Raw genomic sequence first — 15,000 nt, forward strand, 5'->3', positions numbered from 1 at the left:
GTAGGCGAGGAGAGAATCCTAAGGTGTGCGAGAGAACTCTGGTTAAGGAACTCGGCAAAATGACCCCGTAACTTCGGGAGAAGGGGTGCTTTCTTAACGGAAAGCCGCAGTGAATAGGCCCAAGCGACTGTTTAGCAAAAACACAGCTCTCTGCGAAGCCGTAAGGCGAAGTATAGGGGGTGACACCTGCCCGGTGCTGGAAGGTTAAGGAGAGGGGTTAGCGTAAGCGAAGCTCTGAACTGAAGCCCCAGTAAACGGCGGCCGTAACTATAACGGTCCTAAGGTAGCGAAATTCCTTGTCGGGTAAGTTCCGACCCGCACGAAAGGTGTAACGATTTGGGCACTGTCTCAACCAGAGACTCGGTGAAATTATAGTACCTGTGAAGATGCAGGTTACCCGCGACAGGACGGAAAGACCCCGTGGAGCTTTACTGTAGCCTGATATTGAATTTTGGTACAGTTTGTACAGGATAGGCGGGAGCCATTGAAACCGGAGCGCTAGCTTCGGTGGAGGCGCTGGTGGGATACCGCCCTGACTGTATTGAAATTCTAACCTACGGGTCTTATCGACCCGGGAGACAGTGTCAGGTGGGCAGTTTGACTGGGGCGGTCGCCTCCTAAAGTGTAACGGAGGCGCCCAAAGGTTCCCTCAGAATGGTTGGAAATCATTCGTAGAGTGCAAAGGCATAAGGGAGCTTGACTGCGAGACCTACAAGTCGAGCAGGGACGAAAGTCGGGCTTAGTGATCCGGTGGTTCCGCATGGAAGGGCCATCGCTCAACGGATAAAAGCTACCCCGGGGATAACAGGCTTATCTCCCCCAAGAGTCCACATCGACGGGGAGGTTTGGCACCTCGATGTCGGCTCATCGCATCCTGGGGCTGTAGTCGGTCCCAAGGGTTGGGCTGTTCGCCCATTAAAGCGGTACGCGAGCTGGGTTCAGAACGTCGTGAGACAGTTCGGTCCCTATCCGTCGTGGGCGTAGGAAATTTGAGAGGAGCTGTCCTTAGTACGAGAGGACCGGGATGGACGCACCGCTGGTGTACCAGTTGTTCTGCCAAGGGCATAGCTGGGTAGCTATGTGCGGAAGGGATAAGTGCTGAAAGCATCTAAGCATGAAGCCCCCCTCAAGATGAGATTTCCCATAGCGTAAGCTAGTAAGATCCCTGAAAGATGATCAGGTTGATAGGTTCGAGGTGGAAGCATGGTGACATGTGGAGCTGACGAATACTAATAGATCGAGGACTTAACCATATAATATGTAGCAAATGTTATCTAGTTTTGAAGGAATATGCCTTCAATAGTTTGGTGATGATGGCAGAGAGGTCACACCCGTTCCCATACCGAACACGGAAGTTAAGCTCTCTAGCGCCGATGGTAGTTGGGACCTTGTCCCTGTGAGAGTAGGACGTCGCCAAGCAACTAAAAACACAAGTCATTTGACTTGTGTTTTTTTATTTCCCATGAAATAGATTTGGTTCCATTAATAAAAAATTTGAAATATAGTAAGGGATTTTTTGAGCAGAAATACTTAGAAATTGATAAATAAATGGATAATCTTCAGAACCATAACTGCCAAGTAAGTCATACCACCAATCTGTTTCATACCTAGAAATCATGCTTAAATTATAGAGCAATAAATAATGAATGAGGAGTTCAGGTAATATTGGCTTAGGATTTCTAGGATCAGTCGTAAGTGGCAAATAATAAGTATTAGTAAGATGTTCATAGTATAAAGGAGTACTGTACATAGGATTCCATGATTGAATGGGCGCCGTAAAAAGTAAATTCGATTCATTAGTCTTCTCAGGTACGTGCTGTATTGATAAATGCTTACAAGATGTTTCAATGTAACGAGAAAATCTCTCTTTAGTCATATGTAATCGATCTAGTAGGTTGACTGAAAAGGAGAGCTCATTTTTAATTGTTGAATCGATTTTATATAAAGTTGATTCTTTTTGACTATAACGAAATAAATTTTGTAATTCTGGAATATTTCCCATTAGTTCTAACATGTTAAATTTTTCTGCTTCTAAGTGTTTCATGTGAAACAGTTGTTCTGCAACATGAGTAAACAATCCGTTTTTTTGTATCTTCACCTCATCTTCTAAAAATTGATACCCTTGTTTTTTTCGTTTGCGAGTTGTAACGCCATGAGCTAAAACAGTAGTGGATTCAGGATAGTTAGGGTCAATAGTTAGTAGGCATGCTTTAAAAAGTTGACTAATTCCATAAAATAACAACATTGGTTGAATGGAAAATGGAGCTGTCTTATATAATTCATAATAATTTTTCCCGTGTTCTAAGTAATAAATAAAGGGATAACAATTTTCAAAACTTTTTTTTTCGGCATCCTGAATAGAGGATTTTTCGTAACAACGGGCAAGATAACGTTGTACGTTTTGAGATGAAAAAAAGAAACTTAACTGCTGCCAAGTACAAGATGTTTGATGCATATATTACGCTCCTTTTATTGTCTAAAAATTCTAACATATATATACGTCCTTGACAGTATTTTAACCAATTGATAAGCTACTAATAATAATTTCTGGTATCATAGGGGGAACAATTATGTGGGAATCTAAATTTGTTAAAGAAGGTTTGACTTTTGATGATGTATTACTTGTACCAGCTAGGTCAGATATATTACCAAGAGAAGTAAGTGTTAAAACAGTTTTATCTGAAAGCTTACAGCTAAACATCCCGTTAATTAGTGCAGGAATGGATACAGTAACAGAAGCTGACATGGCTATTGCAATGGCTCGCCAGGGTGGTTTAGGAATTATTCATAAGAATATGTCTATTGAGCAACAAGCAGAGCAAGTTGATAAAGTAAAGCGCTCTGAAAGCGGCGTTATTTCAGATCCTTTCTTCTTAACTCCAGAACATCAAGTATATGATGCAGAACATCTTATGGGAAAATATCGTATCTCAGGTGTACCGGTTGTAAATAATTTAGATGAGCGAAAATTAGTTGGTATTATTACAAACCGTGATATGCGCTTCATCCAAGACTACTCAATCAAAATTTCTGACGTAATGACAAAAGAACAATTAATTACAGCTCCAGTTGGTACTACACTGGAAGAAGCTGAAAAGATCCTACAAAAGTATAAAATTGAAAAACTCCCTCTTGTTGATAATAACGGTGTATTACAAGGGCTTATTACAATAAAAGATATTGAAAAAGTAATTGAATTCCCAAACTCTGCTAAAGATAAGCAAGGACGCTTATTAGTTGGAGCAGCAGTTGGTGTAACAGCGGATGCTATGCTTCGCATCGATGCATTAGTAAAAGCTAGTGTAGATGCAATTGTACTTGATACAGCACATGGGCATTCTAAAGGTGTTATTGATAAGGTAAAAGAAGTTCGTGCTAAATATCCATCACTAAATATTATCGCTGGAAATGTTGCTACTGCTGAAGCAACGAAAGCACTAATTGAAGCTGGTGCAAACGTAGTTAAAGTTGGTATTGGACCAGGTTCTATTTGTACAACACGCGTTGTAGCCGGTGTTGGTGTACCACAATTAACTGCGGTTTATGATTGTGCAACAGAAGCTCGTAAACACGGTATTCCAGTTATTGCTGATGGCGGTATTAAGTACTCTGGTGATATGGTGAAAGCTTTAGCGGCAGGAGCACATGTTGTTATGCTAGGTAGCATGTTTGCAGGTGTTGCAGAAAGCCCTGGAGAAACTGAAATTTACCAAGGTCGTCAATTTAAAGTGTATCGTGGTATGGGTTCTGTCGGTGCAATGGAAAAAGGAAGTAAAGATCGTTACTTCCAAGAAGGCAATAAAAAACTTGTCCCAGAAGGTATTGAAGGACGAGTACCATATAAAGGACCTTTAGCAGATACAGTTCACCAATTAGTTGGTGGCTTACGTGCAGGTATGGGATATTGCGGAGCACAGGATTTAGAATTCTTACGCGAAAATGCACAATTCATTCGTATGTCAGGTGCTGGCTTACGTGAAAGTCATCCTCATCACGTACAAATTACAAAAGAGGCTCCAAACTACTCATTATAATGTCTTATATACAAATAGACAGAGATTTGATATCTCTGTCTATTTTTTTTTGATTATGTTAGAATAACGGTTATGTGAGTACATAGATATTGGGGGTAGCAAAAGTGAAAGGTATGTTTTGCAAAAGATTCATTGCTTTGGTAACAGTGCTTACACTAGCTTGTAGCATTTTTATGCCATATAGCAATGCATCAGCTGAAACAGGAGCCGCTTTAAACATTGAAGCAGGTGCGGCAATTTTAGTAGAAGCGAATTCTGGGAAAATTTTATATCAAAAGAATGCAGATGAATTATTATCCATTGCTAGTATGACAAAGATGATGAGTGAATATTTAGTTCACGAAGCAGTGGATAAAGGAAAACTTAAGTGGGACCAGAAAATTAAGGTTTCTGAATATGCATATAAGGTTTCACAAGATGCTTCATTATCAAATGTTGCATTAGAAAATGGTGGCTCTTATACAGTAAAAGAGTTATACGAGGCAATGGCAATCTTTTCTGCAAATGGTGCAACAATTGCATTAGCAGAAGCAATTGCAGGTAAAGAAGTAGACTTCGTAAAAATGATGAATGATAAATCGAAAGAACTAGGGTTGAAAAATTATAAATTTGTCAATTCTACAGGTTTAACGAATAAAGATTTAAAGGGAATGCATCCTGAAGGAACAACAGCGGATGAAGAAAATAAAATGTCTGCAAAGGATGTTGCAACTTTAGCACAACATTTAATTAAAGATTATCCAAAAGTGTTAGATACAGCAAAAATCCCTAAAAAAGAATTCCGTCCAGAAAAAGAGAAGTTTGCAATGTCGAACTGGAACTGGATGTTAAAGGGCTTAGTTAAAGAATATGATGGCGTAGACGGCCTAAAAACAGGCTCAACTCCAGAAGCAGGAGATTGCTTCACTGGTACGGTTGAAAGAAACGGAATGCGTTTTATTTCTGTAGTTATTAAAACAAGTTCTCATACAGCACGTTTTGATGAAACAAAGAAGCTATATGATTATGGGTTTGCTAACTTTGAAGTAAAACAAATGTATAAAAAAGGTTCTTCAGTAAAAGGACAAGAAACAGTACGAGTAGAAAATGCGAAAGATAAAGATGTAGCAGTTCAAACGAAACAAGCTATTTCACTTCCAGTGCCAAAAGGAAGTAAAGATGTTTATAAAACGGAATTAAAAGAATCAAGTAAGGGACAAGAAGCACCTATTAAAAAGGGGGCTGCGCTTGGTCAAATGGTAATTACGCCAAAAGATACAAACGACCCTGGATTTTTAACTGGTAAGTCACTGCAAGTTGATCTTGTAACAACATCTGAAGTAGAAGAAGCAAACTGGTTTACTCGTGCTATGCGCGGAATTGGTTCATTCTTTAGTGGCATGTGGAATAGTGCTGTTGATACAGTAAAAGGATGGTTTTAAAAGCTCCTCATGATAGGAGCTTTTTTTTATTCCTATTTTTCATACCGACTTTATGAAAAAGTAGTAGACAAGCATCTGATAGTTAGTGGTAGAATGTAAGAGTATTCTTAATTTTCGCCTTTAACGGGGGAAAGCAATTCACCTAGGGGGGTTTTTGTACATGACAAATGTAACAGGGACAGAACGTGTAAAACGTGGAATGGCAGAAATGCAAAAAGGCGGCGTTATTATGGACGTAGTTAACGCTGAACAAGCAAAAATTGCAGAAGAGGCAGGCGCAGTTGCCGTTATGGCATTAGAGCGTGTACCAGCAGATATTCGTGCAGCAGGTGGCGTTTCTCGTATGGCAGACCCAACAATTGTTGAAGAAGTTATGGGTGTGGTGTCAATTCCGGTTATGGCAAAATGCCGTATCGGTCACCTTGTAGAAGCACGTGTATTAGAATCATTAGGGGTAGACTATATCGATGAGAGTGAAGTATTAACTCCTGCTGATGAAGTATACCATTTAAATAAACGTGATTACACAGTTCCATTTGTATGTGGTTGCCGTGATATCGGAGAAGCTGCACGTCGTATTGCAGAAGGTGCATCTATGCTTCGTACAAAAGGTGAACCGGGAACAGGAAACATTGTAGAGGCAGTGCGTCATATGCGCCAAGTCAATGCAGAAATCCGTCAAGTTGCGAGTCTACGTGAAGATGAGTTAATGACATATGCAAAAAATACTGGCGCTCCTTACGAAGTATTACTTGAAATTAAACGTCTTGGTCGCTTACCAGTTGTAAACTTTGCGGCAGGTGGTGTAGCAACACCAGCAGATGCAGCGTTAATGATGCAACTTGGTGCTGATGGGGTATTTGTTGGATCTGGTATCTTCAAATCAGAAAACCCAGAGAAATTTGCACGTGCAATCGTTGAAGCAACGACTCATTATGAAGATTACGAACTAATTGCAAGCCTTTCTAAAGGATTAGGTAATGCAATGAAGGGTGTCGAAATTTCAACGTTATTACCAGAACAACGCATGCAAGAGCGTGGATGGTAATTAAAGGAGAACTTTAAAATGGTGAAAATAGGTGTACTAGGTCTTCAAGGTGCAGTTCGTGAGCATATAAAATCAGTTGAAGCAAGTGGTGCAGAAGCTGTTGTTGTAAAGCGTATAGAGCAACTTGAAGAGATTGATGGTCTTATTTTACCAGGCGGTGAAAGTACAACAATGCGCCGTCTTATTGATAAGTATGCTTTCATGGAACCACTTCGTACATTTGCAAAGTCTGGTAAACCAATGTTTGGTACGTGTGCAGGGATGATTCTTCTTGCAAAAACACTTATTGGCTATGAAGAAGCACATATTGGTGCTATGGATATTACAGTTGAGCGCAATGCGTTCGGACGCCAAAAGGATAGTTTTGAAGCTGCGCTTTCAATTGAAGGCGTGGGTGAAGACTTCATTGGTGTATTTATCCGTGCGCCGTATGTTGTAGAAGTAGCTGATAATGTTGAAGTGCTTTCTAAGCATGGTGACCGAATGGTAGCGGTAAGACAAGATCAGTTTTTAGCTGCTTCATTCCATCCGGAATTAACAGATGATCATCGTGTGACAGCATACTTTGTTGAAATGGTAAAAGAAGCGAAAATGAAAAAAGTTGTATAAGTAACTTGCAACTTGTATAAGATTATAGTAAATTGATGGTAACAATTTTATAAAATAAGCGTGTTGATAGGAAATAGTAACAAATGTCGTTTCTTATAGAGAGTCGATGGTTGGTGGAAATCGATAGAAACAGTTTGTGAATCCATCCTGGAATGGAATGTGGAATATCTTTTGGATTAGTAAGCATTCCCGGTGAAGAGCCGTTATTTCTACTTGAGAGGAAAGCGGTAATGCTTTCAACTAGGGTGGCAACGCGGGTTAACTCCCGTCCCTTTATATAGGGACGGGAGTTTTTTGTGTTTTATAAAATAAAAGGAGGAGTATATAATGCTTGATATTAAATTTTTACGTACAAACTTTGAAGAAGTAAAAGCGAAATTACAGCATAGAGGCGAAGATTTAACTGATTTCGGCCGTTTTGAAGAACTTGATACGAGAAGAAGAGAACTACTTGTTCAGACAGAAGAATTAAAAAGTAAACGTAACGAAGTATCTCAACAAATTTCTGTATTAAAGCGCGAAAAGAAAGATGCAGAAGCTCTAATTTTAGAAATGCGTGAGGTTGGAGAAAAAGTAAAGGATCTTGATAACGAACTTCGTACAGTTGAAGAAGACTTAGAAAGATTAATGTTATCTATTCCAAATATCCCTCATGAATCTGCTCCAGTTGGTGAAACAGAGGATGATAATGTAGTAGCACGTACTTGGGGAGAAGTGAAAGAATTTACTTTTGAGCCAAAACCACATTGGGATCTTGCTACTGATTTAGGAATTTTAGATTTTGAACGCGCTGGGAAAGTAACAGGAAGCCGCTTCGTATTTTACAAAGGTGCTGGTGCAAGATTAGAGCGTGCTTTAATTAGCTTTATGCTTGATCTTCATACTGATGAGCATGGATATGAAGAAGTATTACCTCCATATATGGTAAACCGTGCAAGTATGACGGGAACAGGACAACTTCCAAAGTTTGAAGAAGATGCATTCCGTATTGAAAGTGAAGATTACTTCTTAATTCCAACAGCTGAAGTACCTGTAACGAATATGCATCGTGATGAGATTTTAAATAAAGAGCAATTGCCTATAAGATATGCTGCATTTAGCTCTTGCTTCCGTTCTGAAGCAGGTTCAGCTGGTCGTGATACACGTGGCTTAATTCGCCAGCATCAGTTCAATAAAGTAGAGCTTGTGAAGTTCGTAAAACCAGAAGATTCTTATGAAGAATTAGAAAAATTAACAAATGATGCAGAACGCGTGTTACAATTATTAGAGTTGCCATATCGCGTTATGAGCATGTGCACAGGCGATTTAGGATTTACAGCAGCGAAGAAATACGATATTGAAGTATGGATTCCAAGCTATGGCACATATCGTGAAATTTCTTCTTGTAGTAATTTTGAAGCTTTCCAAGCGAGACGTGCAAATATCCGTTTCCGCCGTGAGCCAAATGGAAAACCAGAACATGTTCATACATTAAATGGATCTGGTCTTGCAATCGGACGTACGGTTGCAGCTATTTTAGAGAACTACCAACAAGAAGATGGTACAATTATAATTCCAGAAGTTCTTCGCCCTTATATGGGAGGAAAAACAGTTATTAAGTAAATTTAAACATTCATCGGTATGAGTGATTGGTAATTATGAGCGTTGTCAGTACTGTAATGTAGGAAGGGGAAAGTAAAATTTTCCTTTCCTCATAATTTATTTTAGTAGGGTTGACTAACTGTTTTTCTTTTGATATTATATTTGATGTCAATATGGAGGTATACCCAAGTCTGGCTGAAGGGATCGGTCTTGAAAACCGACAGGCGGCGAGAGTCGCGCGGGGGTTCGAATCCCTCTACCTCCTCCAGATATAATTGACAACAGCGCATATAAGTGGAGATTGGAGAACTCGTTACCAACACGTAACGAGTTTTTATTTTAAAACCAATCATAAAGTATGGTGTAAGGTAATTTTGTCCTTATTACACACTCATATTCCGATGATTATCTTCATAGATATGAAAGGAGTCAACATGGATCTTATTATACAAACGTTTCCTTTAGATGGAAAAACTTTATATTATGTACAATGTCCTGTCTGTAAGAACAATAGAATTTTAAACAGTGGTGCAAACGTATCACGCATTATTAGTGATGATACATTCCGTAAACTTTGTGGTTGTACTTGTGATGTAAAACAAGCTACGAGTAAAGTAGAGGCGCCAAAACAAGTTAAAAAAGCAGCTGTAAAGAAAGCGGCGGCTCCAAAACGTACAGGTAAAGTATTAACGGCAGTAATTAACGGGAAAGAAATGACTGTTAAAGAAATTGCTGAAGCATACGATATTAGTACAAGTACTGTTCGTCAGCGCATTAACGCAGGAAAACCTGAGAGTGAAATTATTGCTCCAACAAAGAAGAAGTAATTTAATAGGAAAACCCGTGCATATGCACGGGTTTTTTATTTTACAAGTTTACGTGTTTGTTTTAAAAAATGGCCAATTTTTTTAATGATTGGTTCGATTGAATCACCATCTTTTAAAATATCGTACTCATTAATATTTAAGCGTAATACAGGGCATGAATTAAAGTTGTTAATCCAGTTTTCATAACGTCCATGCATTTCTTTCCAGTACTCAATTGGTGTTTGCTGTTCCATTGGGCGCCCGCGTTCTTGAATACGATCGACAATATCATCGAAAGAACCTTCTAAGTAAATTAATAAGTCTGGATGAGGGAAGTAAGGAGTCATGACCATAGCGTCAAATAAACCTTTGTATGTTTCATAATCAGTTTCCGTCATTGTTCCTTTTTCATGATGCATCTTTGCGAAAATTCCAGTGTCTTCGTAAATGGAACGATCTTGAACAAAACCGCCACCATATTCAAAAATTCTTTTTTGTTCCTTAAATCGTTCTGCTAAAAAGTACACTTGTAGGTGGAAGCTCCAGCGAGTGAAGTCCGCATAGAACTTGTCCAAGTATGGATTGGAATCTACTTTTTCAAATGATGTGCGATAACCTAAAGCATTAGCTAATGCAGTTGTCATAGTTGATTTACCCACACCTACCGTTCCGGCGATAGTGATTACTGCGTCATTAGGTATATCATATTTTTGCCTTAAATTCATTATTATTTCGACTCCTTTAAGAGAGTATTTTGAAGGGCAGATAGGATGACGTTTAAATCATCAGGATTTTTTACAAAATCCATATCGTCTCCATTAAATTTCAATACTGGTATTTCCGGATGATCTTTTTTAAAAGCATCCATTGCTGTTTCATAATCTTTTGTGAGCTGTAGTAAGTAATTTGGATCCATGTTTTTTTCAAATTCTCTTCCGCGCATGGCGATTCGTTTTTGCAATGTTTCTAGGCTAGCTGTTAAATAAACAATGACATTTGGCACAGGCATATCTTGTGTAAGGATACGATAAATTTGCATGTATTTGTCATATTGAGAGTCTTTTAATGTGCGGGATGCAAAAATTAAATTTTTAAAGATATGGTAATCCGCTACTACTGGTTTCCTTTGATTCAAATACTTTATGTTAATGTCTTCTAATTGTTTGTATCTATTACAAAGAAAGAACATCTCTGTTTGAAAACTCCATTCGTCGATGTCTTCATAGAACTTTCCTAAAAAGGGATTTTCATCAACAATCTCTTTTAGTAAGTGGAGTTGCATGTGAGTTGAAATTTCCTTCGCAAGTGAAGTTTTTCCAACACCAATTGGTCCTTCAACCGTGATAAATGGTACTCCGGTCACGCTGTTTCCTCCTTTCAATCAGTGATTTACCGTGACTACTAAAAACACAAAACAGAATTATTGTAGCACAAGAGGGAAGCGAGCGGGTTAATTTGATATAAAAAGTTAGAAAATAGATATATGTATTAATTAAATTTTATTTTGGTTGATGATGTTATAGTTGCTTTCAATGTAGTTTCCATTATTTTTAAAGCATGTATATTATCTTGGTCGTTGTTAGAGGCGATACAATCCTCTGGTACATACAATGTATAATTTCTCATATGAGCATCATTAGCTGTAAATAGGATACATATATTTCCGGCAACCCCTGTTAATATTAGATTTTCTATTTTTAAATAACCTAGTAATGAATTTAAAGGTGTTTCATAAAAAGCGGAATAATGTGGTTTAATAAAAATGTAATCATCAGAACTTGGAGCAATCTTATGGATTATGTTTTTGCTATATTCATTTGTACAATGAGTAATAAGTTGGTCGATATCAGATCTCCAAAGTTGATAATGGTCATTAACGTAAATTATAGGACAGCCGAAGGATTTCATTTTTTTCTTTAATTGTAAAATAGGGTTTGTTATAATTTCACATTTTTTAGCTAGAATGGGTCCGTGGGAAAATTGAAAGTCATTAATCATATCGATAATGAGCAAGGCGGTATTTTTCATATGTAATCCCCTCTCTTTTTTCTTTTAGGGTGGATTGAATTTGTAAAAGTTATCCCCTGTGTAGTAAATGGAAAATAAGTGTACTTTATTTGTAATGAAAGGACTATGTTATGGAACAAGATCAAGATATTTATTTTATGCAATTAGCGATAGAAGAAGCTAAAAAGGCAGAGGAAATACAGGAAGTACCAATTGGAGCAGTTATAGTGTTAAATGGTGAGGTAATTAGTGTTGCTCATAATTTAAGGGAAACTGAGCAGAGATCAATAGCTCATGCTGAGTTGCTAGCGATAGATGAGGCATGTAAAAAATTAGGGACATGGCGTTTAGAAGATGCAACATTGTATGTAACATTAGAACCTTGTCCAATGTGTGCGGGTGGAATTGTTTTATCACGAGTGAAGCGAGTTGTATATGGTGCAAGTGATCCTAAGGGCGGATGTGCAGGGACATTGATGAATCTTTTAACGGATGAACGCTTCAATCATCAATGTGAAGTAGTATCTGGTGTACTAGAGGAAGAATGCGGTACGTTGTTAACAAGCTTTTTTAGAGAACTTCGTAAAAAAAGAAAAGCAATAAAAAAATTAGAGAAGAATACTGGGAACTAACGTATTTGCATTTTATAAAGAAACAAGTTATACTGATAATGCCTTTAATGAAGGCAACCGAATATTGGTTTTAACTTTGCCGTGCTAAGCGGGGAGGTAGCGGTGCCCTATACTCGCAATCCGCTCTAGCGAGGCCGAATCCCCTCTCGAGGTTATGTTGCTGTAAGGTCTGCCTTAAGTAAGTGGTGTTGACGTTTGGGTCCTGCGCAACGGGACCCCGTGAACCTTGTCAGGTCCGGAAGGAAGCAGCAATAAGCGGGTCTTCTCGTGTGCCGCAGGAGTGCCTGAACCGAGCTAACTGCTTGAGTAACGCTTATGGTACGTAATCGACGGAGGGTGCACGGCAGTTATATATGTATACAAAACTCACCTTAATACAAAGGTGAGTTTTTTGTATAGAAAATAACTTTTGGAATCTATAAACAGAATGGGTTATAATAAATGAGATAATAACCTTTGAGGGAGGCCGTATTTTCGTGTCATACCAAGCGTTATACCGAACATGGAGACCGCAAAAGTTCGAAGATGTAGTCGGTCAAAAGCACGTAACAAAAACGTTGCAAAATGCCCTTCTTCAAGAGAAAGTTTCACATGCTTATTTATTTTCTGGCCCGAGGGGAACGGGAAAAACGACAATTGCAAAAGTATTTGCAAAAGCAATTAACTGTGAACATGCTCCGGTAGCTGAACCTTGTAATGAATGTCCTTCTTGTTTAGGAATTACACAAGGATCCATTTCAGATGTATTAGAAATTGATGCGGCTTCAAATAACGGTGTAGATGAAATTCGAGATATTAGAGATAAAGTAAAATATGCTCCAAGTGCTGTAGAATATAAAGTATACATTATTGATGAAGTTCACATGCTTTCTATGGGTGCATTCAATGCGCTTTTAAAAACCTTAGAAGAGCCGCCAGGACATGTTATCTTTATTTTGGCGACAACAGAACCTCATAAGATCCCGCCTACAATTATTTCACGTTGTCAGCGTTTTGAATTCCGAAAAATATCAGTGAATGATATTGTTGAGAGATTATCAACGGTCGTGACAAATGAAGGTACGCAAGTGGAAGATGAGGCATTACAAATTGTTGCGCGTGCTGCTGAAGGTGGTATGCGTGACGCACTTAGTCTTATTGATCAGGCTATATCTTATAGTGATGAGACCGTTACGACAGAAGATGTATTGGCCGTAACAGGATCTGTTTCTCAGCAATACTTAGGCAATTTAGTAGAATGCATACGTGAAAATGATGTATCAAGAGCATTGCAAATCATAGATGAAATGATGAGTAAAGGGAAGGATCCAGTTCGTTTTATGGAGGATTTCATTTACTATTATCGTGATATGCTTTTATATCAAACTTCACCGCAACTAGAACATATGTTGGAACGAGTAATTGTAGATGATCAATTCCGTAAGTTGAGTGAAGAAATGCAACCGGAAGTGATCTATGAGATTATTCATACCCTTAGTAAGGGACAACAGGAAATGAAGTGGACAAATCATCCGCGTATTTTCTTAGAAGTTGTTATGGTGCAATTGTGTCAACAGTTTATGATGCAAGCAAATGGTACAGATCGTTTGCAAGCAATTATGAACAGGATGCAGCAACTGGAGAAAGAGTTAGAGCAAGTTAAAAAGAACGGTGTGCCAGCTGGTGTACAACAGGAAGTAAGAGAGACACGTGCAACACCAAAGCCGGTAAGAACAGGAAGTATGAAGATTCCTGTCGGACGTGTAAATGAAGTATTAAAACAAGCGAAGCGTCAAGATTTAGAACAATTAAAAGCTGTATGGGGTGAGTTGTTAGGAAGACTCAAATCATATAACAAAGTAGCGTTTGCTGTTTTACTAGAAAATAGCGAACCAGTGGCAGCTTCAGATGACACTTACGTTTTAGCATTTCAATATGAGATTCATTGTAAGATGGCGAGCGAAAATCGAGAAGCTATGGATACAGTAGAACAAGCTTTATTTGAATTGCTAAGTAAAAGGTTAAATATGATTGCCATTCCAAAAAGTGAATGGGGTAAAATCCGTGAAGACTTTTTACAACGTGAAGGTGGAGAGTCTGAAGAAAGCCCAGAGAAAAGGGAAGACCCTCTTATAGAAGAGGCAGTGAAATTAGTAGGGCAAGAACTCATTGAAATAAAAGAGTAATAATAATTAGGAGGAATTAATTATGATGCGTGGCGGAATGGGAAATATGAATAACATGATGAAACAAATGCAAAAGATGCAAAAGGACATGGCGAAAGCACAAGAAGAGCTTGGTGAAAAAACAGTTGAAGGTACAGCTGGCGGCGGAATGATTACAGTTATCGCAAATGGTCACAAGCAAATTCTTGAAGTGAAGATTAAAGAAGAAGTTGTAGATCCAGAAGATATCGAAATGTTACAAGACTTAGTGTTAGCTGCAACAAATGATGCACTTAAAAAGGCTGATGAGCTTTCAAACTCTACAATGGGTAAATTTACAAAAGGCTTAAACTTACCAGGTGGAATGTTCTAGGAGGATATTGATACATGCATTATCCAGAACCAATATCAAAACTAATCGATAGTTTTATGAAGTTGCCAGGTATCGGACCGAAAACAGCGGTTCGATTGGCATTTTTCGTATTAGATATGAAAGAAGATGACGTGTTAGGTTTCGCGAAAGCACTTGTAAATGCGAAGCGAGATTTAGCGTACTGTTCTGTATGCGGACATATTACTGATCGTGATCCTTGTTATATTTGTAATGATTCACATCGAGATCAATCAGTTGTTTGTGTCGTGCAAGAACCGAAAGATGTAATCGCGATGGAAAAAATGAAAGAGTATCAAGGTGTATATCATGTGTTACGTGGTGCGA

14 protein-coding genes, 1 tRNA gene, 2 rRNA genes, 1 other RNA gene and 1 other annotated feature (2 of these 19 running past the window's edge) are annotated in these 15,000 nt (G+C 38.4%); of the genes, 14 read left to right on the forward strand and 4 right to left on the reverse strand.

The annotated features are described in order from the left end of the window. A 23S ribosomal RNA gene (locus tag NST86_RS00050) occupies positions 1-1,253 on the forward strand (it extends 1,670 nt beyond the left edge of the window). A 50-nt stretch (positions 1,254-1,303) separates the two neighbouring features. Further along, positions 1,304-1,419: ribosomal RNA gene (gene rrf / locus NST86_RS00055) — 5S ribosomal RNA — on the forward strand. Positions 1,420-1,453: 34 nt separating this feature from the next. Here rrf and NST86_RS00060 read toward each other — a convergent pair. Beyond that, positions 1,454-2,455: a YaaC family protein gene (locus tag NST86_RS00060; RefSeq protein WP_000554281.1), complete on the reverse strand. Its 1,002-nt coding sequence runs from the start codon at positions 2,453-2,455 to the stop codon at positions 1,454-1,456. A 115-nt stretch (positions 2,456-2,570) separates the two neighbouring features. On the opposite strand from NST86_RS00060, the gene guaB reads away from it, so the two are divergent. The 7 genes from guaB (at position 2,571) to NST86_RS00095 (ending at position 9,520) form a co-directional block, all read left to right on the forward strand. Further along, positions 2,571-4,034 carry an IMP dehydrogenase gene (gene guaB / locus NST86_RS00065; RefSeq protein ID WP_000264088.1) on the forward strand — a complete coding sequence of 488 codons (1,464 nt, stop codon included), beginning with the start codon at positions 2,571-2,573 and terminating at the stop codon, positions 4,032-4,034. A 113-nt stretch (positions 4,035-4,147) separates the two neighbouring features. Beyond that, complete coding sequence (dacA, locus tag NST86_RS00070; RefSeq protein ID WP_125653127.1) at positions 4,148-5,455, forward strand: D-alanyl-D-alanine carboxypeptidase DacA; 1,308 nt, start codon at positions 4,148-4,150, stop codon at positions 5,453-5,455. Positions 5,456-5,615: 160 nt separating this feature from the next. Beyond that, positions 5,616-6,503, forward strand: a complete 888-nt coding sequence (pdxS, locus tag NST86_RS00075; RefSeq protein ID WP_227593486.1) for a pyridoxal 5'-phosphate synthase lyase subunit PdxS — start codon at positions 5,616-5,618, stop codon at positions 6,501-6,503. An 18-nt stretch (positions 6,504-6,521) separates the two neighbouring features. After that, entirely contained in the window at positions 6,522-7,112 is a 591-nt protein-coding gene (pdxT, locus tag NST86_RS00080; RefSeq protein WP_000238771.1) for a pyridoxal 5'-phosphate synthase glutaminase subunit PdxT, read from the forward strand. 54 nt (positions 7,113-7,166) lie between these two features. Continuing rightward, positions 7,167-7,388 (forward strand) — a binding site (T-box leader). A gap of 51 nt (positions 7,389-7,439) precedes the next feature. Continuing rightward, complete coding sequence (gene serS / locus NST86_RS00085; protein ID WP_000884186.1) at positions 7,440-8,714, forward strand: serine--tRNA ligase; 1,275 nt, start codon at positions 7,440-7,442, stop codon at positions 8,712-8,714. A gap of 154 nt (positions 8,715-8,868) precedes the next feature. After that, positions 8,869-8,961: transfer RNA gene (locus tag NST86_RS00090), tRNA-Ser, on the forward strand. A gap of 166 nt (positions 8,962-9,127) precedes the next feature. After that, the gene (locus tag NST86_RS00095) at positions 9,128-9,520 is read left to right on the forward strand and encodes a DUF3797 domain-containing protein (protein ID WP_000364196.1); all 393 of its coding nucleotides are present in this window, start codon (positions 9,128-9,130) and stop codon (positions 9,518-9,520) included. Between the two features lie 35 nt (positions 9,521-9,555). On the opposite strand, the gene NST86_RS00100 is transcribed toward NST86_RS00095, so the two are convergent. From NST86_RS00100 to NST86_RS00110, 3 genes are all read right to left on the reverse strand, one after another. Further along, the gene (locus NST86_RS00100) at positions 9,556-10,224 is read right to left on the reverse strand and encodes a deoxynucleoside kinase (protein WP_001053585.1); all 669 of its coding nucleotides are present in this window, start codon (positions 10,222-10,224) and stop codon (positions 9,556-9,558) included. Between the two features lie 2 nt (positions 10,225-10,226). Then, positions 10,227-10,862 (reverse strand): deoxynucleoside kinase, encoded by a 636-nt coding sequence (locus NST86_RS00105; RefSeq protein ID WP_000148218.1) that lies wholly within the window; start codon positions 10,860-10,862, stop codon positions 10,227-10,229. A gap of 125 nt (positions 10,863-10,987) precedes the next feature. Continuing rightward, positions 10,988-11,527 (reverse strand): isochorismatase family cysteine hydrolase, encoded by a 540-nt coding sequence (locus tag NST86_RS00110; protein WP_016117071.1) that lies wholly within the window; start codon positions 11,525-11,527, stop codon positions 10,988-10,990. 110 nt (positions 11,528-11,637) lie between these two features. On the opposite strand from NST86_RS00110, the gene tadA reads away from it, so the two are divergent. From tadA to recR, 5 genes are all read left to right on the forward strand, one after another. Next, entirely contained in the window at positions 11,638-12,138 is a 501-nt protein-coding gene (gene tadA, locus NST86_RS00115; RefSeq protein ID WP_000434336.1) for a tRNA adenosine(34) deaminase TadA, read from the forward strand. 79 nt (positions 12,139-12,217) lie between these two features. Beyond that, an RNA gene (ffs, locus tag NST86_RS00120) (signal recognition particle sRNA large type) lies at positions 12,218-12,482 on the forward strand. 132 nt (positions 12,483-12,614) lie between these two features. Further along, positions 12,615-14,303 carry a DNA polymerase III subunit gamma/tau gene (gene dnaX, locus NST86_RS00125; RefSeq protein ID WP_000121577.1) on the forward strand — a complete coding sequence of 563 codons (1,689 nt, stop codon included), beginning with the start codon at positions 12,615-12,617 and terminating at the stop codon, positions 14,301-14,303. A gap of 25 nt (positions 14,304-14,328) precedes the next feature. Beyond that, complete coding sequence (locus NST86_RS00130; RefSeq protein WP_014894853.1) at positions 14,329-14,655, forward strand: YbaB/EbfC family nucleoid-associated protein; 327 nt, start codon at positions 14,329-14,331, stop codon at positions 14,653-14,655. A gap of 14 nt (positions 14,656-14,669) precedes the next feature. Continuing rightward, on the forward strand, positions 14,670-15,000 hold the 5' portion of the coding sequence (gene recR, locus NST86_RS00135) for a recombination protein RecR (protein WP_000559169.1). The gene runs 266 nt beyond the window's last position; only the first 331 of its 597 coding nucleotides appear in the window; its start codon is at positions 14,670-14,672; the stop codon falls past the right edge of the window.

Source organism: Bacillus sp. FSL L8-0199, assembly GCF_038005705.1.
Taxonomy (GTDB): domain Bacteria; phylum Bacillota; class Bacilli; order Bacillales; family Bacillaceae_G; genus Bacillus_A; species Bacillus_A cereus.